Below are 18807 nucleotides of genomic sequence, written 5' to 3' on the forward strand. Positions count from 1 at the left end.
AGGCGCTCAGTCGCCGCAATCGCCGCAGGTACCGCGCACTTCGATGACCGGGCGCGGAGCGGTGAAGCCGGCAGTCTTGGCGGCATCGCGGACACCCCCGGAAAGGCTGTCGTCGTCGATATGCACGGTCTGCCCGCACGTGTCGCAAATCAGGAAGATGCAGTCGTGCAGGCAGTCGGGATGCGCGTTAGCGACGTAGGCGTTAGCGCTTTCCACCCGCCGCGCGAGGTTGGCGCCGACGAACAGGTCGAGGATCCGATAGACGCTGTTGGCGGCAACCCGGCGGCCCTGCGTGCCGGACACCGCTTCCGCGATATCATAGGCCGACGCCGGCTTGTCGAAACCGGCCAGCGCGTCGAACACCGCTGCACGCATGTCCGTCCATTGTTCGCCCTGCTGGGTCAGCCGGTCGCGCGCTGCGCTCTTGAGCGAGTCGCCTTCGTGGAGCTGGTGATCGTGCCTGGTCATCGATGTTGGACAGATAGTCCCGCGTGCCCTGTCGGGCAAGCAATCGGCGGCTATTCGCCGGCGATGAAATTGAGGCGGTGGCCGAGCGCGACGATGCCGACGCCGATCATCGTGTAAAGCGCCTCGGTCCCGTCGTGCGGCATGGTCAGCGCGCCCGCCATCACACCAAGGCCAAGTCCGCCAACCGCAACCGGCATCATGAAGCCATGTTCGACAACGCCGCGGTAGAGCGCGGTGGCGCCGAGCAGCATCGCAAGCGTCAGCCCGACTTCGTGGATGATCGGTGCGCCGAGGAATCCGCCCGCTGCCGACAATACCGCCAGCGCCACCGCCGTCGCCAGGCAATGGACCAGGCAGAGGCCCGACAGGCCCATCGCAATCCGGTCGAGGCGAGAGGTGGCAAGCGTCAGCTGCATCGTCGCCGGCATATAGCGCGGCTCAAGCGAAGTTACAACATAACATAGCAAAGATTCGGCCTCTTGTCCGGCAGGCCTGCGCCCGCGCATAGGCGCTTGCCAATGGCTTCCGAATCCCCCTCGTCCGCCCGGCCGCGCGGCCTGAGCAACCTGTTGCTCCTGACGGCCGCGCTTGTATTCGCGATGGTGATCGTGGGCGGAATCACGCGGCTCACTGAGAGCGGGCTGTCGATCACTGAGTGGCGGCCGATCAGCGGGGCGATCCCTCCGCTCAACAGCGCCGATTGGGATCATGCCTTTTCGCTTTACCAGCAGACTCCGGAGTATCGCGAGATCAACGGGCCCGCAGGAATGACGCTGGCGCAGTTCAAGCAGATTTATTGGTGGGAGTTTCTCCACCGCCTGCTGGGCCGGGTCGTTGGGCTCGTCTTCGGGCTTGGCCTGCTTTGGTTCGCTATCCGCCAGGCGATTCCGCGAGGCTATGCGTGGAAAATGGTGGCGCTGTTCGTGCTGGGCGGTCTGCAGGGCGCGCTCGGCTGGTACATGGTCGTATCCGGTCTCAGCGATCGCACCGACGTCAGCCACTTTCGTCTGTCGGCCCATCTGCTCTTGGCGCTGGCCATAATGGCTGCCTTGATATGGACTGCTCTCGATCTCCGGCGGCTTGCGGCGAGTGGTGAGGACCGCCCATCAAGACTGACGCGCGTCGGCCTAGTCACTGCCGCCATCCTGTTCGTGCAATTGCTCTACGGCGCCTGGGTCGCCGGGCTAAATGCCGGGCAAGTCTCGCCAACCTGGCCCGATATGCAGGGCCGCTTCATCCCCGACGGCATCGATTGGTCGCAAGGGATTGGTTGGGCGCTCTCACATGACCCCTATCTCATCCACTTCATCCACCGATGGTGGGCATGGGTCGCGGCCGCCGCGTTGGTCATTTTTGCGCGCAAGGTGCGCGCGGTGCCGGGCGGGCGACCGGCGTCGATCGCCATCCATTCCGCTTTTGGGACTCAAATCATCATCGGCACCCTGACCGTGCTCAGCGGCGTCGCGATCTGGCTTGCGGCCCTTCACCAAGCGATCGGTGCCATGCTCGTTGCCGCCGTGGCGTGGGGTGCGCATGTCCAGGGTCGGCGCACGTGACCATTGTCTCGGTCTACGCCGTCTTTGCCAACGCCGAGGAGGCCGAACGCATCGGCCGCGCCGTCGTCGAGGAGGGCCTCGCCGCCTGCATCAACATCTTCGCCCCGGTGCGTTCGATCTATCGATGGAAAGGCGCGGTAGAATCGGCGAGTGAGGCCGCTGCAATCCTGAAGACAACGGTCGACCGCGCCGACGCGCTGATCACGCGGATCGCCGCCCTGCATAGTTATGAGGTGCCATGCCTCGTCACCTGGCCGATCGACAAGGTGATCGGCCCTTACGCGGATTGGGTGGAAGACAGTACGGGCTAGCACTATCCCACTGTAACGTAAGTAATTCTGCCGTCGTGTCAGCCGTGCTAGTCCCCCGCGTAGAGGGGGCGTACGTGACGGCGTACAGACTGTACTGGCTTGATGGGGCGGGAAAGATCCTGACGGCCGAGTGGCTCGAAGCCGTGGATGACGATTGCGCCTTGGCGGAGATCCGCGCTCGCAACGAAAACCGGTCGTGCGAAGTCTGGGAGCAGCGGCGGCTGGTTGGCCGTATCGATCCGAATTGAGTGAAGGCTTAGCCGGTCTTCTTGGTGGAGGTGAACGGCACCGCGTCCAGCTTGCGCTGCAGGTCATCCATCGACGCCCGGTCCGCGTCGGACCCATAGCGCGCCTCCAACTCGGCCTCGTCCGGCGATTGTTCGCGGAAGTAGGTGATGGTCAGCCGCTTCCCGAACACTTCGTCGCCGCGGATCTTCATTTCCGCCTCGTGGCCGTCGGGCAAATTGTCGCGGATGGTTTCGAGATAGCGGATAAGGTCGTCCAGCGAGGTATATTCGCTGATGTCGATGAAGTCCTTGACGCGTCTCGGCACGGCGCCACTCTCCGCTTTTACTGTTTCTGCTGGAGCGATGCGTTCCTAATGCCCGCATTGGCGAAGGGCAATTGTCAGGTCCGCTCGTCCGGCCCGGTTCTCGCCTGCTGTTGGCAGCCCTGATCGTGAAAGGGTATTATTTTACCCGCCGCGAATGCGTGACTTTTCCTTGACTTTTGACCCGCGGAACGCAAATAGCCGCCGCATTGCGCTGCCCCGCTGGCGGCGCTTTTTCGTTTTTGAAAAGAGGATCCGCCATGAAGGCGCTGATGAAGACGACGAAGTCGGCGAAGCCGGCCGAGGTCGAAAAGAAGTGGCATCTCATTGATGCCGACGGCCTGGTGGTCGGACGCGTGGCGTCGATCATCGCCAACATCCTGCGCGGCAAGCACAAGCCGAGCTACACGCCGCACGTCGATTGCGGCGACCATGTCGTGGTGATCAACGCCGACAAGGTCCGCTTCACGGGCAACAAGCTCAAGCAGAAGATCTATTATAAGCACACCGGCTATGCCGGCGGCTTGAAGGAAGTGACCGCGGGCAAGATCCTCGAAGGCCGCTTTCCCGAGCGCGTGCTTGAAAAGGCGGTCGAGCGGATGATCCCGCGCGGGCCCCTGGGGCGCGACCAGATGCGTGCCTTGCACCTCTATAACGGCACCGAGCATCCGCACGGCGGCCAGAACCCGCAGACGCTCGACGTGGCGTCGATGAACCGCAAGAACAAGGTGGGCGCATAACATGGCCGACAAGAAGAAGAGCCTCGCCGACCTCGGCGCATTGACCAACCCGGAGCCTGAAGCCCCGGCGGTTGCCGAACCTGCGGCTGAAACCGCGGCCCCCGCGACCGACGAGCCCGCGCCGATGGCACCCGCGCCTGCGCCGGAAGCCAAGGCCGACACCGAAGAGGCCGCGCCCGACAAGGATGGTGTTTCCACCCAGGGTCCGCAGATCCAGGCCGTGCTGCGCGAACAGCAGCTCGACAAGCAGGGCCGTGCTTATGCAACGGGCCGCCGGAAGGATGCTGTTGCGCGCGTCTGGCTCAAGCCCGGCTCTGGCAAGATCACGGTCAACGGCCGCGAGCAGGAAGTTTACTTCGCACGCCCGACATTGCGCCTGATCATCAACCAGGTGTTCGACGTGACCGATCGCAAGGGCCAGTATGACGTCGACGTCACGGTCAAGGGCGGCGGCTTGTCGGGCCAGGCGGGCGCCGTTCGCCACGGCATCTCGACCGCGCTGACCCGTTACGAGCCGGCGCTGCGCACTACCGTCAAGCGCGAGGGCTTCCTGACCCGCGACCCGCGCGTCGTCGAGCGCAAGAAGTACGGCCGCGCCAAGGCTCGCCGCAGCTTCCAGTTCTCGAAGCGCTAGGCTATACTCCAACCTTACGCGAAGGGCGGCCGGGCAATCCCCGGCCGCCTTTTTTTCGCCTTCAGATCAGCGCTTCGGCCTGATCGAGCACCTTGCTGAAGCTGTCGACCAGCAGACGGTAGGGTTCCGCCGTCGCCATATCGAGCCCGCCCTTCTTGAGCAGATTGTAGCCGAAGTCCGACCCGCCGGCGCGCAGCACCGCGAGATAGCGGTCGCGCTCGGCCGCGCCGCCGCTCATCACCTTTTGCGCGAAGTAGTTCGCCGCGGTGATCGAGGTCGCATACTGCCAGACGTAGAAGCCGTTGTAGAAGTGCGGGATGTACGCCCATTCGGCGGCATAGGCCGGTTCCATCCGCACCCGCGGGCCATGGTAGCGCTTCAGCAGGTCGTAATAGAGCGCCGACATCTTCTCGCCCGACAGCGCCTCGCCCTTGTTGGCCATGTCGTTGATGGCCAGCTGGAATTCGGCGAACATCGATTGGCGGAAGAATGTCCCGCGGTAATTCTCCATCGCCTGTCCAAGGTAGAAGAGCTTTTCTTCCTTGGTCCTAGCGCGCTCGACCATCATGTTCGACAGGAATACCTCGTGCGCGGTCGACGCGACTTCCGCGGTGAAGGTCGGATAATAAGCCGTCTCGAACGGCTGCGCGGCCTTGGCAAGCAAGGTGTGCATCGCGTGGCCCCATTCATGCGAATAGGTGGTGAGGCCGTCATATTTGTCGCTAAGGTTGAGCAACAGATAGGGGTGCACGTCATAGCCCCCGCTATTCATGTACGCGCCGGACGCCTTGCCGGGCCGCGGGAACGGATCCATCCACCGCTTGGAGCTCGCGTCGGCGAAGATCCGGCCATATTCCTCGCCAAGCGGCTTCAAGGATTCCAGCGTCAGCTGGCGCATTTCGGCGAGACTGTAGCTGCGGTCCGATTTCACTAGCGGCGGGTAGATGTCCCAGTAGCCAATGTCGGGCAGACCGAGCATGCGCCGCCGAAGCTCGAAATAGCGGTGCAGCACGGGCAATCCGCGATTGGCTTCGGCGATGAGCGACCGGTACACGGCTTCCGGCAGGTTGCTGCTGTCGAGCGCCGCCTGAAGCGCGCTGTCGTATTTTCGGGCCTTGGCGATGAACTTGTCGCCGTTGACCTTGGTCGCCAGCACCGTGCCTAGCGAATTTTCGAACCCTTTGTAGCTCGCCCAGAATTTGTCGAAGACCATCTTACGGTCGTCACGGTTGAGCGCGCCCCGGGCGATCGTATAGCCCTGGTCGTCGAGGCGGATTTCGCGGCCTTCGCTCAGCTTGACCGTGGGCCGCGGGATGTCCGAGGCGGCGAGTTGGTCGCGGATGTCGCTAGGGCCCGCAAGGGGCGATCCGGCCGCTGCGAGCAGGGCTTCCTCCGAAGGCGACAATGTGTGCTCGGCGGTGCGGAGCGTGTCGCGCAGCTGAAAGGCGAATTTGTCCAGTCCGCGGTCCGCGGCGATGAAGGCATTGACCTTGGCTGCCCCCAAAGCGACAATTTCGGGACTGGTCCAGGCGGTCGCTTCACCGAGTGCGGTGAAGACATCTTGGGCCTTGCTCTTGCGCTCCTGATTCGGCGCAATCCGCACGTCCTCGTCCGCCTTGAGCGACGCATAGGTAAACAGGCGCAGGGTGCGGCGGCTGATGTCCGACTGTTCCTGGAGCACAGAGCGCATCGTCGCCGCACTGCGGCCCAGCGTCCCCTGGTGCCGCTTCAGCGCCGGAATGGCGTTCATCAACGCCTGCCGCTCGGTTTCCCACGCGGCATCGTTTGGGAACAGGTCGGTCAGATCCCACGCCGCGCCGCCTGCAGTGGCGGCCGCTCCCTGCGCCAGCGCACCCACCGGAACCGACGACAAAGCGGTGGCCAGCGCCCCCGTTGCGAGCAACTCCCGACGCGAAACATCCATCCTGCAGCTTCCCTCCCCCAATGCCCCGGATTGGCATGGTGGCCCGCGCTTCGCCAAACGCTGATCGACGAACCGGCAAACGGCGGGTGGCGCGTTGACGGGCCGGGCCCGCGCACCTAATTCAAGCCGCGCTCGAGCGGGCGTAGCTCAATGGTAGAGCAGAAGCTTCCCAAGCTTACGACGAGGGTTCGATTCCCTTCGCCCGCTCCACGCCGGCATCCAGGAGCGGACCGAAGCGTTGGAGCATATTCGCCAAGCCGGTGGAAAGGCTGCTGGATCCCAAGCATCCGGGCGCGTGCTTATGACTGGTATTTCCCAACCCTACCCGGTCACGCCTGACGGTCGCTACTTCGTCGTTCGCGGGCGGTTGTGGCGTATGAGCGACCCGTCGCTCGATCCCGCGCGGCGCGATGCCCTCGTGCGCGAATTGATGGATGCGCGGCGCAAGCGCGACCGCGCGCGCGTCGACGCTGCCAAGCGCGCGCTGGGCGAGCGCGGCCTGCCGTGGTGGAACGACGGGACGCCGGACTTCAATCGTTATCTCGCCAAGAACACGCCCTATGCGGACTGGTTCGCGACGATCCCTGCCAGCTAGAGGCTGCGGTCGTCGGGATTGCCTTCGGGTTCAGGGGCCGGCGCGCGGCGATCGTCCGGATTGCCGCGGTCGTCGGGACTGGCAGGCCGTCTTGGCTCGTCGTTCGGACCGGTCGAAATATTGACCATGCTGGCTCTCCTCCTGAAGGGGTGCCACGGATCGCATGAATCCGGCGCGTGCGATAGCCCGCTCACGCAAAGCCCAGACTGTGCACCAGGCCGCGATAGCGCGGCTCGTTCGCCAATGGCGCCAGAAACGGGTCGGTGGCGAGCGCGACCAGGCCCGAATCACCCACCGCGCGAGCCCGTTCCAGCCGATCGAGCGCGTCGTTTGATCGCCCCCATTGCGCCAGCACTTGCGCCTGCTGGTAGAGCGCGGCGTCGCCTTCTTGCGCCACCAGGTCGCGGAAGCTGGCCTCGGCCAGCGCGGCGTCCTTCGCCTTGTGCGCGTAAATCGCCAATCCGGTGAGTCGGAACATCGCGCTGTTTTCCTGGTCGAGCGCGGCCCGAGCCTCGGGCAGCCGCCCCAATCGGATCAACGCATAGCCCTTGAGCGCGTGCGCGTTGGACATTGCGGGATTGAGTGCCAGCGCCTTGTCGAACCGGCTGATTGCCTCCTGCGCGCGACCCGAAGCAAAGGCGATCGAGCCCGCGGCGCGCCACGTCCGGGGGTTGAGCGGATCCAGCGCGAGTGCGCGCTCGATCGCATCGCGCGCCTCGGCAAAGCGGCGCGTGCGCACGGCATAGATGGCGTAGAGCAAGACGATATCGGCATCGCCGCGCCCATAGCGATAGGCGGCGTCATAAGCGGCGCGGGCACCGCGAACGTCGAGGAAGCCCGCGAACCGCGCATAAGCCAGTGCAAGATGCCCCTCGGCCCGGGTCGGCGCAAGAGCGATGGCATGTTCGGCATGGCCGACCGCGGCAGCGTAGAGCGGCTTCAGCTCGCGCGCTTCGGCATGGGTCGAGGCAATCGAGGCAATCGCCCGCGATAGCGCCGCATGCGCCAGCGCGAAGCGCGGGTCGGCGCCGATCGCAAGCTCGAAGTTCGCCCGAGCCGCACGGTCGCTCGCCTCGTCCTTGGCAAGGTTGTAGAGCGCCTTGCCGCGCAAATAGGCCTCGTACGCGCGGACGTTGCGCGTGCCTCCGGCCACCGGGGCATCGGTCGCCAGCCGCACCGACAATGCCTGCGCGATGCTTCTGGCGATCTCGCTCTGGAACGCGAAGATGTCGCCCAGTTTGCGGTCTACGCTTTCCGACCAGGTGGAAAATCCAGTGCGCCCGTCCGCGAGATTCATCGCCACGCGCACGCGGTCGCCGGACCGCTGCACCGACCCATCGAGCAGATGCGCGACGCCAAGTTTCCTGGCGACTGAGCGCGCATCGCCTGGTTGATCACGGACAGCATTGGAACTGGTGGCTGCGAGCACCAGCAGGCCGAGGTTGCGTGACAACGCCGAGCGGATTTCCTCGGTCAGCCCTTCGGACAAATAGGATTGCCGCGGATCGCCACTGAGGTTCTTGAACGGCAACACGGCGATACTGCGCGCCTCCGCTTCGCCTGGGGCCAGCAAACCGCTTTGCCAGGCGATCAGGCCGCCGCCGACGACCGCAGCCGCAGCGCCCGCAGCCACGGCTTGCCGACGGGTCAGAAGCGTTTCGTGCACTGCCCGCGGCGGCGGCGGATCCTGGCCGAGCGCTATGCTTACCGCGCGTCGAACGGCCTCCATCTGCACGCTATCGGCACGGCCCCGCCAATGCGACAGGTCGATGACTTGCAACTGCCGAAAGCCGAGCGGCGGCTGAGTGCCGTCAAGTGTCAGCGGGACCAGGCGATGGCGGTCGCGTCCCTGCGCTGCTTCATCCCTGACCCAATCCGATTCGATCGAATGACGCGACCACAGGACGACGACCGCGTCGGCCTTCTGCAGAGCCTCGTCGATCGTTGCGGCATAACGGCTGCCGCCTTCGATCAATGCATCCCACCAGATCGTATAGCCGGACCGTTCGAGCGCCTTGGCAACGCGCCGCGCCTGCGGCTGGTCGCGATGCGCATAGCTCAGGAAGATCGTCGGCTCGGCGCTCGACATGTACCCCCGCCTCCCCGCGCGGTCCGATAGGCTTAGTGCCTATTGGCGGTGCGGGAAATAGCGGTGCTCAAATGCCGCCCACGACCGGATCATATCCCGCCGTGCCAAGCCGCGTGCAAAGGTCGTCTGCAGTTGCTTGCGCCAATTCTTCATCGTCCGAACGGATGACGAAGTTGGCGCCGTAGCGGCCATCCTTGAAGAAAGGATAGCTGCCGATCGCCACTCCCGGGTGCGCCGCTTCGGTTTCGCGCAGCAAATCGGCGACGTCGCTTTCCGGCGCGCGCGCGCCGACCGTCAACGAAACCATGGGTCGTCCACCCTCCAGCTTGCCTGTCAGCGCCTCGAGCATGCTCGCAGCGATGTGCGGTACGCCGGCAAGGATATAGACGTTGCCGATGTTGATCCCGGGCGCGCCCGAGGTCGGGTTGGCGATCAGGTCGGCACCCTTCGGAAAGCGCGCCATGCGCAGCCGCGCCTCGGTCAGCCCGCCCGGACGGTCGCGATAATAATCCTCGAGGATCTTGCGCGCCGCGGGGTGCACGATGACCTCGACGCCGATCGCTTGGGCGACGGCATCAACGGTAATGTCGTCATGCGTCGGGCCAATGCCCCAGTGGTGAAAAGATAGTCGTACCGTTCACGCAGCGCATTCACTGCCTCGACGATGCGCGCCTGATCGTCGGGCACGACGCGCACTTCGGCAAGCCGGATACCTTGGTCGTTCAACCAGGTCGCGACCTGCGCGACATTCTTGTCCTGCGTCCGCCCCGACAGGATTTCATCGCCGATGATGCACAGGGCGGCGGTCCAAACACGAGTCATGCCCGCCGCCATACGCCTAGCCGCCACGCAAGATCAAAGTGCTTGACCAAGACTACACGTGTAGCGGATGGTGCGGTTCGATCTCAGCAGAATTTGAGGTTGTCAGAGAAGGGGGACGGATCGATGTTTCGGATCGTTGCGGCATTGGCGACACTGGTTGCCGCACCGGCCATGGCGCAGGGCCCGCTGGGATCGGTTCCGATCAACGGCCCCAAGACCCAGGTCATGACGCTCGGCAGCATGCACTTGTCCGAACATGCCGGCTGGAGTCCGGCAATGCTCGAGCCTCTGCTGGCCAAGCTTTCGGCTTTCGCTCCGGACGTAGTCACGATTGAGGGCTTGTCGGGCCAGCAGTGCGCTGCGCTGAAGTTGTTCCCTGACGTCACCGGACGCGCCTACAGCCAATATTGCTGGAATCCGGATGAGATCATCGCCGACACCCGGCTGAGCGTTCCCCAGGCCGCGCTTGAAATCCGCCAGACGCTCGCCGCCTGGCCAAAATCACCCACGGCCTCTCAACGGCGCAAGCTTGCGCTCCTCTTCCTCGCCGCGGGTGAGCGAGCCTCGGCACGGGTGCAATGGCTGCGTCTCGCCCCGGCGGAGCGCCGCGCCGCCGACGGCCTGACCGACAAGATGATCGAGATCATCACCCGCAAGGGTCGCCCAATGAATGAGAGCTATGAGGTCGCCGCCGTCCTTGCAGCCCGCCTCGGCCATGAGCGCGTCCATGCGGTCGACGACCACACGAGCGATGCCATCTACGCGGATGTCCCTGATGATTATTACGATGACTTCGAAAACCGCGGGAAGGAGCCTGCGCTTGTTGCCAGCCTCGCCGCCAACAAGGCGCAGATCGCACGCGTCGTCGACGGCGCGACACTGCTCGACGTCTATCGGGAAATGAATTCGCCAGACGGGGTAAAAAATCAGGTCCTTGCGGATTTCGGCGGGGCGCTGGTGATGCCGTCAAAGCGCTATGCGGGTCGGACCTATGTCGGCTGGTGGGACGTGCGCAACCTGCGCATGGTCGCCAACGCCCGCGCCGCCTTCGCGACGCGTCCCGGCGCGCGCGTGCTCAACATCGTCGGCTCGTCGCACAAGCCGTGGTACGATGTGCTGTTCGCGACCATGCCCGATGTCGAGGTCGTCGACGCCGCTGCAGTGCTCCGCTGACCGGGTCGCAATTTGCGGCCGTTCCCATTATTTAGCGGCCATGACCCAATACATCACTGTCTCCGCCGACGATCGTGTCGAAGCGCGCAACGGCGTCATCAAGCTTCACGGACCCGAAGGGTTTGAAGGCATGCGCCGCGCCGGGCGTCTGGCGGCGGAGATCCTCGACGCGCTCGCGCCGCACGTCGTCCCCGGCGTATCGACTCAGGAACTGGATGATTTCGTCTATCAGCGCATGCTTGACGGCGGCGCGGTTCCCGCGACGCTCGGCTATCGCGGCTACACCAAGAGCAGCTGCATCTCGATCAACCATGTCGTCTGCCACGGCATCCCAGGCGAAAAGACGCTCAAGGACGGCGACATCGTCAATATCGACGTGACGCCCCTGCTTGACGGCTGGCACGGCGATACGAGCCGGATGTTCCTGGTCGGCGACGTCGCGATCAAGGCGCGCAAGCTGGTCGACGTGACCTACGAATGCCTGATGCTGGGACTCGAGCAGGCGAAGCCCGGCAACCATCTCGGCGATATCGCCAACGCCATCCAGCGACACGCCGAAAGCCGCCGCTACAGCGTCGTTCGCGATTTCTGCGGTCACGGCGTCGGCCGCCTGTTCCACGACAGCCCCGAAGTGATCCATGCAGGCCGCCCCGGAACGGGTCCGGAGCTTCGCCCCGGCATGTTCTTCACCGTCGAACCGATGATCAACATCGGCCGTGCGGACGTGAAGGTGCTCGACGACGGCTGGACGGCGGTCACCCGCGACCGCTCGCTGTCGGCGCAGTTCGAACATTCGATCGGCATCACTGAAGACGGTTGCGAGATCTTTACGAAGAGCCCCACGGGCCGCGATCAGCCGCCTTACGCTTGAGTGTCGACATGCAGTAGACGACGGCGACGAAGCAGCTAAACAGACCTCCTGCATTCAGCTTGGGGGTCACGCTCGTGAAACTTGCACTTCCGTTTTCCGCGCTTCTTCTCGCCACCGCCTGCGCGACAACCGCGCCGGCCCCGGCGCCGCCGCCCCTAGCGGAGGCGCCGCCGCCTGCAGCGCCGGCACCCGCAATCGACTCCGCGGCCGAGGACAAGCGCCTGATGGCCTTCCTCGACGCCGCGTTTGAGGAACAACTGGCACGGTCGCCCCAAGCGCTGACCCAATTGGGCCGCAAGGAGCAGTACGACCGGCTGAACAATTTCACCGACGCATATCGCCAACAGGGACTTGACCTCTCGCGCCGCCAGCTTGCCGACATGCGCGCCCAGTTTCGGCCCGAGAATCTGACCCCCGCGGGCCGCCTCAGCTATCGCCTGTTCGAGGTTGAAGTGCAGCAGGAGATCGATGGCTTCCAGTGGCGTTGGCACGGCTTTCCCGCGAGCACCAATGGCAGCCCCGCAGGCAGTTTTCCCGTTTTCCTCATCAACAATCATCGCGTCTCCAGCGTCGCCGACGCGGAGGCCTATATTGCGCGCCTGCGCGAGGTCGAGCGCGCGATGAACGAGATCACCGCCAACATGCGTCAGCAGGCGGCGATGGGAATTGTCCCGTCCAAATTCAATTTCGCGCCCGTCCGCGCGGATACCCGGCGCGTGCTCAACGGGGCGCCTTTCTCTACCGGAGCCGACACGCCGGTCTGGGCCGACTTCAAGGCGAAGGTTGCCAAGCTCGATGCGCCGCAAGCCGAAAAGGATCGTCTGATGGCCGCTGCGCGCGACGCGCTCACCGGACCGTTTCAGCGTGGCTACCGAACCTTTGCCGCGACGTGGGATTCCCTCGAGGCGCAGTCGCAGGGCAACCGAGGCGCCTGGAGTCTGCCCAATGGCGCGGCGTTCTACGCGCACCAAGTGAAGACATCGACGACGACCGACCTCACGCCCGACCAGATCCACCAAATCGGGCTGCAGCAGGTCGCCAGCATCCATGCCGAGATGGAGCGCATCAAGACTCAGGTCGGCTTCCGCGGCACGCTGCGCGAATTTTTCAAGGAGATCACCGCCGGCGCGAAGTACAAATATCCCAACACCGCGGCCGGGCGTCAGCAATATCTGACGGATGCCAAGCGCTATGTCGCACAGGTGATGGCGGCGTCGCCGCAATGGTTCCGTCGCCTGCCCAAGGCCCCGCTCGATGTCCGCGCGGTCGAAACCTGGCGTCAGGAAACCGCGCCGATCGCTTTCTACAACAGCCCGTCGGAAGACGGCACGCGGCCCGGCATTTATTACGTCAACCTCGCCGACATGAACCAGGTGCTGAAACCGCAGATCGAGGCGATCAGCTATCACGAAGGCGCGCCGGGCCACCACTTCCAGATCGCGCTGGCACAGGAACTTCCCGACGTTCCCAAGTTCCGCCGCTTCAGCGGCTATGGCGCGTATTCCGAAGGTTGGGGTCTTTACGCCGAACGCCTGGGCAAGGAGATGGGCTTCTACCAGGACCCGATCTCCGAATTCGGCATGTTGTCGACGTCGCTATGGCGCGCCGTGCGCCTGGTGACCGACACGGGCATCCATCACAAGCAATGGACCCGTGAACAGACCATCCAATATTTCCTCGATAATGCTCTGTTGTCCGAGCGCGACGCGACCAAGGAGGTCGAGCGCTACTTCAACTGGCCCGGCCAGGCGACGAGCTACATGATCGGGCAGATCAAGATTTTCGAGCTGCGCGACAAGGCACGCCGGGCGCTCGGGCCGCGCTTCGACATTCGCGATTTCCACGCGGTGGTCCTCGAAAATGGCTCGGTTCCGCTCGACGTTCTCGAGGAGCTGGTGGACGGCTATATCGCCCGGGGCGGCAGTGCACCGGGCTACACGCCACCCGTCGCCCCGGCATCTATGCCGGCGGCAACGGCCGCCGAACGCGGTGAACGGGGCTAGAAAAAGCGCAAACGGAACAGGAGCTTATTGACAGGCGTGTCAGCAGGTGAGAGCCTGCTGGCATGTTCCGCTATGCCGTCGCCATCCAGCCGTCCGACATCGACCACATGGGTCACGTCAACAACAGCGTCTATCTGAAATGGGTGCAGGACGCGGTGGTCGATTACTGGCGCAGTGTCGCCCCGCCCGACGCCGTTGCCAGCCACTTATGGGTCGCGCTCAAGCACGAGATTTCCTACCGCAAGCCGACTTTCCTGCAGGACAAGGTCGTGGCCGAGGTGATTGCGGAAAAGGTCGAGGGCGCCCGCGCCCATTTCACCACCGTGGTCCGACGCGGTCATGAGGTGCTCAGCGAGGTCAAGAGCACTTGGTGTTGCCTCGACGCCAACAGCCTCCGTCCCTCGCGTCTCGCGCGGGAAGTGGCGGCGCGCTTCCTGCCGCCCCAGAACTGACGCCGCCCCAGAACTGACCTCTAGGCCGAATCCCACCGGGCGGTCAGGTCGCGGGCCCGCTTGACGTCCTCTGGGAAATCGACCTCGCCCCACTCTTCGCCGCTAATATCGAGCGTCCACACGTCGCTGCCCTGCGCGATGTGATTGATGACGCGCAGATACCAGATGGTCGTGCCTTCAGGCGTGCGCATTGCGCGCTCGATCGCCTCGCGGAACGTCTCCGCACCGCCGGCACGAAAGGCGAGGAGACCGATGGATTCGGCGTTGACCCCGTCGCTCAGCCGCTTGCCGATGGCCTTAAGCCGCCCTTCGGCCTCGACGACCTTCATGTCGTCGCTGTCGTACGCTTCCTTCCGATCGATGGTGACGCAGATCCCGGACCGGTCGTTCTCGACGACACGGCGCATCAGCGCGTCGGAAACCAGCGTGTCGCCGTTCCACACCAGGCAATCGCCGCTGAGCGCCTCCCGCGCCATGTAGAGCGATCCAGTATTGTCGGCGACCTTGTAGAAGGGGTTGAAGATCGTCTGCACCCGCGGCCCGCCGCTGCGCGCCGCAATCGCAGCATCGACCAGTTCGTCGTGGAAGCCGGTCACGACCAACGCTTCCTCCACCCCGTTGGCCGCCAGCGTATCCAGCTGCCGGTCAAGCAGGCTGCGCCCATTGAAGTCGATCAGGCACTTGGGCCGGTCGTCGACCATATGGCCCAGGCGGCTGCCCTGCCCCGCGGAAAGAATGATGGCTTTCATGTGGGGCGCGGACTGCCTTTCAAATGCGGCGGCGATTGGGCATGAGGGCTGCGTGAAGAAGATCGAAGCGATCATCAAGCCGTTCAAGCTCGACGACGTGAAGGACGCGCTCCACGAGGTCGGCGTGTCCGGGCTGACCGTCGCCGAGGTCAAGGGCTTCGGCCGCCAGAAGGGTCATACCGAGCTCTACCGCGGCGCCGAATATGTCATCGACTTCCTGCCCAAGGTGAAGGTCGAGGTGGTGGTCGAGGATTCGATGGTCGACAATGTCGTCGAAGCGATCGAAAACGCCGCCCGCACCGGCCGCATCGGTGACGGCAAGATCTTCGTGATCGATGTCGTGCAGGCGGTGCGCATTCGGACGGGCGACCGAGGGGCAGACGCGATTTGAGCCGCCGAGCGTAGCGTAACGATTGCGACGCAATCGGGTCGCAGCGCGTAGAGACGGCGAAAACCGGACGGCCTGCCCGCGAAGACGGGACAGGACCGACGGCGCGAATTTACTTCGCGCCGGCCCACGCGCCAATGATCAACCAACCAACCCCGCTCATCTTGAGAAGGGTCGGAGCGCAGCGAGGGGCTGTATCGAAGGATGCACCACGGTCCTTCGATACGCCGCTTGCGCGGCTACTCAGGATGAGCGGGGTTCCAGAGGCATACATCCTGTGGCTAAGACGAATCATGGACGAACGCCTCGCCTCCATGTCTCCCGACGAGTTGCGGTCCGCGATGCGCAGCCTTGGCTACCGCACCCAAAACGACCTCGCCCAGGCGATCGGCGTGTCTCGATCGGCGGTCAGCCTGTGGCTCGAAGGCAAGGTGGGCGTCCCTCGCCCGGTGGCAATGTTGCTGCGCATGCTGCTCGCGGCGCAAAGACGACCGTTCTGATGCAAGCCCTCGACAATCAGCAGCAGGCCGCGCGCGAGTGGTTCGAAAGCCTGCGCGACCGCATCATCGCAGAGTTCGAGGCGATTGAGCGCGAGGCCGGGTCCGACGCCGCGTTCGACTACATCCCGTGGGAACGCACCGATCCTAGCGGAGAACCCGGCGGCGGGGGCGTGCGCGGGCAGATGCACGGCAAGGTGTTCGAAAAGGTCGGCGTCAACGTCTCGACCGTCGGCGGCACCTTCAGCCCCGAATTCGCCATGTCGATCCCCGGCGCCGAGGACGACCCCAGCTTCTTCGCCACCGGCATCAGCCTGGTCGCGCACATGGCCAACCCACACGTGCCCGCGGTGCACATGAACTGCCGTTTCCTGACCACGACCAAGCGCTGGTTCGGCGGCGGCGCCGACCTCAACCCGGCAATCCCCTATGCGGAAGATACCGACGCCTTCCACGCCCGGCTGCGCGCCGCCTGCGCCGCGCACGACCCGACCTTCTATCCGCGCTTCTCCAAATGGGCCGAGGACTATTTCTGGCTGCCTCACCGCAATGTCGCGCGAGGTGTCGGTGGGATCTTCTATGACCACCTGGAAGATCATTTCGATGCGCATTTCGCCTTCACCCGCGACGTGGGTAAAGCTTTTCTCGACATCTTCCCGCGGATTGTCCGCGGCCGCCGCGACACTCCATTCACGGAGGCGGATATGCAGCGACTGCTGGAATTTCGCGGCCGCTATGTCGAATTCAACCTTCTCTACGATCGCGGGACGCTGTTCGGGCTAAAAACCGGCGGCAACATTGACGCTATTCTGATGAGCTTGCCCCCGCTTGCGAGGTGGTCATGACACGCGATCGCGTCCCCGACGGCGAACTGGCCGCAATCGTTACCCATCTCGAGATGCGCCAGGCGTCGGCGGCGCCGATGCCGGAGGGGACGCTTCGCCTGAGCCGTGTGGCCCAACCCACCCCTGACCAATATCGCGCGATCTTCCGCAAGGTTGGTGCACGCTGGCTCTGGTTTTCGCGGTTGGTGATGGACGACGCCAGGCTCGAATCAATCATTACCAGCCCAGCGGTCGAGCTTTACGAGGTCACTGCTGTCGAAGCCGTGGTCGGTATGCTGGAGCTCGACTTCCGCAATGCGGGCGAATGCGAGCTTGCCTTCGTCGGCCTCGTTCCCGAACTTTCAGGCCAGGGCCACGGACGCTGGCTCCTCGCGCGGGCACTTGATCTGGCGTGGCGCGACAGCATCACCCGCGTTCACGTTCACACCTGCACGCTCGATCATCCGGCGGCGCTTCCCGCCTATCTCCGCGCCGGCTTCAAGGCCGTGCGCCGCGAGGTCGAGCACTTTCCGGACCCACGCCTGGCCGGTATCCTCCCGGCCGATTGCGCGCCTCAGGTCCCGCTGCTGGGAACGCTGACTTGTGCGGAAGCGCCAGCCAGCTGAGCGTAGATCCGGCCGAGCATTCCTAGGTAGAAGATCAGCAGCAGGCTGGTCACCACTTGCGTCACCAACGCCGTAAGCAATCGCGTCAGGCTCATCGGCTCGCTCGGCCCGAAGGCGGCCGCAACGACCGAACCGAACACCAGTTCAACAGCTAGAAGAACGCACAATGCCGCGATCAGGAACAGCATCAGGAAAGCGAACAGCCGCCACCAGCTGCCGCGAGTCAGCTGCCAGCTCCGTCGGATTGCGGCGATAGGCCCGATCGGCTCCTCGCTAACAACGGCGGGAAGGACGATCATCCGCACGACCGCCAGGATGATCACGACAAACAGGATAATGATGGCAAGGGAAACGCCAAGGCTCGGCTGGCCGCGGGTCATGGACTCGCCCAACGCGACCATGATCGCCGCGAGCGGCAACAGCCACAACAAGACTGCCGCAAGCAGGGTCAAAAGACGCCGCACGCCGTGTGCGATGGCTTCCTTGACCGAAGTGCCGGGTGCCGCGAGCAAGCGGATGATCGCCAGCTGCCCCACAATGCCGAGGAGGGTCGCAACGCCGGCAATCGCAATCCACGGTCCCGCCGGCGGAAGCTGCCCCGGCGTCGCATCGGGCGTCACGAGCCCTTGAACAGTGCCCGGAAGCGCCATGAGGGCAAGGGCAACTGCCGCCAGCAGCCGTCCGTTGCGAATGACGGCGCCGCGGCAATCTTCCCAGGCCTTGGATAGCGACAGGCGTTTCATTTGCGCTCCTCGAGAAAACGGCTCCTCTTATGGAAAGCCGCGACCGCCGGCGCAATCGTCCTTGCCGCCCGCAGCTTGCGGCGCCATTTCCGCTGCGTGGAGGTCATCGACGACATCGAATGGCGGGTCAGTGCAGCGCCCGTGCCTTATGCCGACGCGCTTGCGGAGATGGAGGCGCGCGCCGCGGCCGTTCGCGAAGGGACGGCGCGGGAGCTCATTTGGCTGCTTGAACACCCGCCCTTGTTTACCGCCGGGACCAGTGCCGACCCGGCCGAGCTGTTCAATCCGCACGGCTTTCCAGTGCATCAGGCGGGGCGCGGCGGGCGCTACACCTATCACGGGCCCGGGCAGCGGATTGTCTATGTCATCCTCGATCTCGACCGTCGCGGACGCGATATCCGCGGTTTCGTACATGGGCTTGAAGGGTGGATGATTGCCGCGCTGGCGCAACTTGGCGTTGCCGCGCACCGTGCGCCAGGACGCATTGGCATTTGGGTGGGAGAAGGCGCCGACGAGTCCAAGATCGGCGCGCTCGGAGTTCGCGTTAAGCGCTGGGTGACGCTGCACGGCTTCGCCATCAACGTGTCACCGGACCTGTCCCACTTTTCGGGCATCGTGCCGTGCGGAATCGCCGAGTTCGGGGTCACCAGCCTCGCAAAAGAAGGGAAACAAATTGGGCTGACAGGTGTTGATGCCGCCCTGAAGCGTGGTTTCCAGCCGTTTCTCAACGGCTTGCAGGGTCCCTCCAAAGTCTCTTGATGGAATGAAGCGCTTCAGACTATTGTCCGCGCG

At 64.4% G+C, this 18807-nt stretch carries 23 protein-coding genes, 1 tRNA gene and 1 pseudogene; 16 read left to right on the top strand and 9 right to left on the bottom strand.

From position 1 onward, the window contains the following. Positions 1 to 6 precede the first annotated feature (6 nt). Both H9L13_RS09605 and H9L13_RS09610 read right to left on the bottom strand, forming a co-directional pair. Positions 7 to 468, bottom strand: coding sequence for a Fur family transcriptional regulator (locus H9L13_RS09605; protein WP_187537494.1), 462 nt, complete (start codon positions 466 to 468; stop codon positions 7 to 9). Between the two features lie 50 nt (positions 469 to 518). Then, entirely contained in the window at positions 519 to 896 is a 378-nt protein-coding gene (locus tag H9L13_RS09610) for a MerC domain-containing protein (RefSeq protein WP_187537495.1), read from the bottom strand. Positions 897 to 986: 90 nt separating this feature from the next. On the opposite strand from H9L13_RS09610, the gene H9L13_RS09615 reads away from it, so the two are divergent. The 3 genes from H9L13_RS09615 to H9L13_RS09625 all read left to right on the top strand — a co-directional run bounded on the left by H9L13_RS09615 (position 987) and on the right by H9L13_RS09625 (position 2583). Next, complete coding sequence (locus H9L13_RS09615) at positions 987 to 2024, top strand: COX15/CtaA family protein (RefSeq protein WP_187537496.1); 1038 nt, start codon at positions 987 to 989, stop codon at positions 2022 to 2024. Further along, positions 2021 to 2335, top strand: a complete 315-nt coding sequence (gene cutA / locus H9L13_RS09620) for a divalent-cation tolerance protein CutA (RefSeq protein WP_187537497.1) — start codon at positions 2021 to 2023, stop codon at positions 2333 to 2335. Before H9L13_RS09615 ends, cutA begins: the two co-directional genes overlap by 4 nt. A gap of 74 nt (positions 2336 to 2409) precedes the next feature. After that, positions 2410 to 2583 carry a hypothetical protein gene (locus tag H9L13_RS09625; protein ID WP_187537498.1) on the top strand — a complete coding sequence of 58 codons (174 nt, stop codon included), beginning with the start codon at positions 2410 to 2412 and terminating at the stop codon, positions 2581 to 2583. An 8-nt stretch (positions 2584 to 2591) separates the two neighbouring features. On the opposite strand, the gene H9L13_RS09630 is transcribed toward H9L13_RS09625, so the two are convergent. After that, entirely contained in the window at positions 2592 to 2888 is a 297-nt protein-coding gene (locus H9L13_RS09630) for a hypothetical protein (RefSeq protein WP_187537499.1), read from the bottom strand. A gap of 257 nt (positions 2889 to 3145) precedes the next feature. Between H9L13_RS09630 and rplM the strand changes: the two genes are divergently transcribed. Together rplM and rpsI are read left to right on the top strand one after the other, a co-directional pair. Continuing rightward, positions 3146 to 3625, top strand: coding sequence for a 50S ribosomal protein L13 (gene rplM / locus H9L13_RS09635; protein ID WP_187537500.1), 480 nt, complete (start codon positions 3146 to 3148; stop codon positions 3623 to 3625). 1 nt (position 3626) lies between these two features. Continuing rightward, on the top strand, positions 3627 to 4259 hold the full coding sequence (gene rpsI, locus H9L13_RS09640) for a 30S ribosomal protein S9 (RefSeq protein ID WP_187537501.1): 633 nt from the start codon (positions 3627 to 3629) through the stop codon (positions 4257 to 4259). A gap of 61 nt (positions 4260 to 4320) precedes the next feature. Here rpsI and H9L13_RS09645 read toward each other — a convergent pair whose 3' ends face one another. Next, complete coding sequence (locus H9L13_RS09645) at positions 4321 to 6183, bottom strand: M3 family oligoendopeptidase (RefSeq protein ID WP_187537502.1); 1863 nt, start codon at positions 6181 to 6183, stop codon at positions 4321 to 4323. A gap of 136 nt (positions 6184 to 6319) precedes the next feature. Between H9L13_RS09645 and H9L13_RS09650 the strand changes: the two genes are divergently transcribed. Beyond that, a tRNA-Gly gene (locus H9L13_RS09650) sits at positions 6320 to 6393 on the top strand. Positions 6394 to 6484: 91 nt separating this feature from the next. Then, the gene (locus H9L13_RS09655) at positions 6485 to 6778 is read left to right on the top strand and encodes a hypothetical protein (RefSeq protein ID WP_187537503.1); all 294 of its coding nucleotides are present in this window, start codon (positions 6485 to 6487) and stop codon (positions 6776 to 6778) included. On the opposite strand, the gene H9L13_RS12920 is transcribed toward H9L13_RS09655, so the two are convergent. The 3 genes and pseudogenes from H9L13_RS12920 to H9L13_RS09665 all read right to left on the bottom strand — a co-directional run bounded on the left by H9L13_RS12920 (position 6775) and on the right by H9L13_RS09665 (position 9701). Next, the gene (locus H9L13_RS12920; RefSeq protein WP_268825676.1) at positions 6775 to 6906 is read right to left on the bottom strand and encodes a hypothetical protein; all 132 of its coding nucleotides are present in this window, start codon (positions 6904 to 6906) and stop codon (positions 6775 to 6777) included. The two genes, H9L13_RS09655 and H9L13_RS12920, sit on opposite strands and share 4 nt — an antisense overlap. Before the next feature lie 62 nt (positions 6907 to 6968). Continuing rightward, positions 6969 to 8867, bottom strand: coding sequence for a TIR domain-containing protein (locus tag H9L13_RS09660; RefSeq protein ID WP_187537504.1), 1899 nt, complete (start codon positions 8865 to 8867; stop codon positions 6969 to 6971). 67 nt (positions 8868 to 8934) lie between these two features. Next, positions 8935 to 9701 (bottom strand): annotated as a pseudogene (locus tag H9L13_RS09665) (competence/damage-inducible protein A). A 111-nt stretch (positions 9702 to 9812) separates the two neighbouring features. Between H9L13_RS09665 and H9L13_RS09670 the strand changes: the two are divergent. The 4 genes from H9L13_RS09670 to H9L13_RS09685 all read left to right on the top strand — a co-directional run bounded on the left by H9L13_RS09670 (position 9813) and on the right by H9L13_RS09685 (position 14188). Beyond that, the gene (locus tag H9L13_RS09670; protein ID WP_187537505.1) at positions 9813 to 10862 is read left to right on the top strand and encodes a DUF5694 domain-containing protein; all 1050 of its coding nucleotides are present in this window, start codon (positions 9813 to 9815) and stop codon (positions 10860 to 10862) included. A gap of 40 nt (positions 10863 to 10902) precedes the next feature. Further along, positions 10903 to 11733: a type I methionyl aminopeptidase gene (map, locus tag H9L13_RS09675; protein WP_187537506.1), complete on the top strand. Its 831-nt coding sequence runs from the start codon at positions 10903 to 10905 to the stop codon at positions 11731 to 11733. A gap of 74 nt (positions 11734 to 11807) precedes the next feature. Continuing rightward, a complete protein-coding gene (locus tag H9L13_RS09680) occupies positions 11808 to 13736 on the top strand; it encodes a DUF885 domain-containing protein (protein ID WP_235090886.1) in 1929 nt (642 codons plus the stop codon). 62 nt (positions 13737 to 13798) lie between these two features. After that, a complete protein-coding gene (locus tag H9L13_RS09685; protein WP_187537507.1) occupies positions 13799 to 14188 on the top strand; it encodes an acyl-CoA thioesterase in 390 nt (129 codons plus the stop codon). Between the two features lie 20 nt (positions 14189 to 14208). Here the strand turns inward: H9L13_RS09685 and H9L13_RS09690 are convergent, their stop codons facing one another. Then, on the bottom strand, positions 14209 to 14937 hold the full coding sequence (locus H9L13_RS09690; RefSeq protein WP_187537508.1) for a phosphocholine cytidylyltransferase family protein: 729 nt from the start codon (positions 14935 to 14937) through the stop codon (positions 14209 to 14211). 52 nt (positions 14938 to 14989) lie between these two features. Between H9L13_RS09690 and H9L13_RS09695 the strand changes: the two genes are divergently transcribed. From H9L13_RS09695 to H9L13_RS09710, 4 genes are all read left to right on the top strand, one after another. Next, positions 14990 to 15328, top strand: a complete 339-nt coding sequence (locus tag H9L13_RS09695) for a P-II family nitrogen regulator (RefSeq protein WP_187537509.1) — start codon at positions 14990 to 14992, stop codon at positions 15326 to 15328. 290 nt (positions 15329 to 15618) lie between these two features. Further along, the gene (locus H9L13_RS09700) at positions 15619 to 15825 is read left to right on the top strand and encodes a helix-turn-helix domain-containing protein (protein ID WP_187537510.1); all 207 of its coding nucleotides are present in this window, start codon (positions 15619 to 15621) and stop codon (positions 15823 to 15825) included. After that, positions 15825 to 16667: an oxygen-dependent coproporphyrinogen oxidase gene (gene hemF, locus H9L13_RS09705; protein ID WP_187537511.1), complete on the top strand. Its 843-nt coding sequence runs from the start codon at positions 15825 to 15827 to the stop codon at positions 16665 to 16667. Before H9L13_RS09700 ends, hemF begins: the two co-directional genes overlap by 1 nt. Beyond that, complete coding sequence (locus H9L13_RS09710; protein ID WP_187537512.1) at positions 16664 to 17272, top strand: GNAT family N-acetyltransferase; 609 nt, start codon at positions 16664 to 16666, stop codon at positions 17270 to 17272. The genes hemF and H9L13_RS09710 overlap by 4 nt, the downstream gene beginning before the upstream one ends. On the opposite strand, the gene H9L13_RS09715 is transcribed toward H9L13_RS09710, so the two are convergent. After that, positions 17221 to 18015, bottom strand: coding sequence for a DUF7847 domain-containing protein (locus tag H9L13_RS09715; protein ID WP_187537513.1), 795 nt, complete (start codon positions 18013 to 18015; stop codon positions 17221 to 17223). The two genes, H9L13_RS09710 and H9L13_RS09715, sit on opposite strands and share 52 nt — an antisense overlap. Positions 18016 to 18111: 96 nt before the next feature. Between H9L13_RS09715 and lipB the strand changes: the two genes are divergently transcribed. Further along, positions 18112 to 18774 (top strand): lipoyl(octanoyl) transferase LipB, encoded by a 663-nt coding sequence (gene lipB / locus H9L13_RS09720; RefSeq protein ID WP_187537514.1) that lies wholly within the window; start codon positions 18112 to 18114, stop codon positions 18772 to 18774. Positions 18775 to 18807 lie beyond the last annotated feature (33 nt).

The organism is Sphingomonas lutea (genome assembly GCF_014396785.1).
In the GTDB taxonomy this organism is placed as follows: domain Bacteria; phylum Pseudomonadota; class Alphaproteobacteria; order Sphingomonadales; family Sphingomonadaceae; genus Sphingomicrobium; species Sphingomicrobium luteum.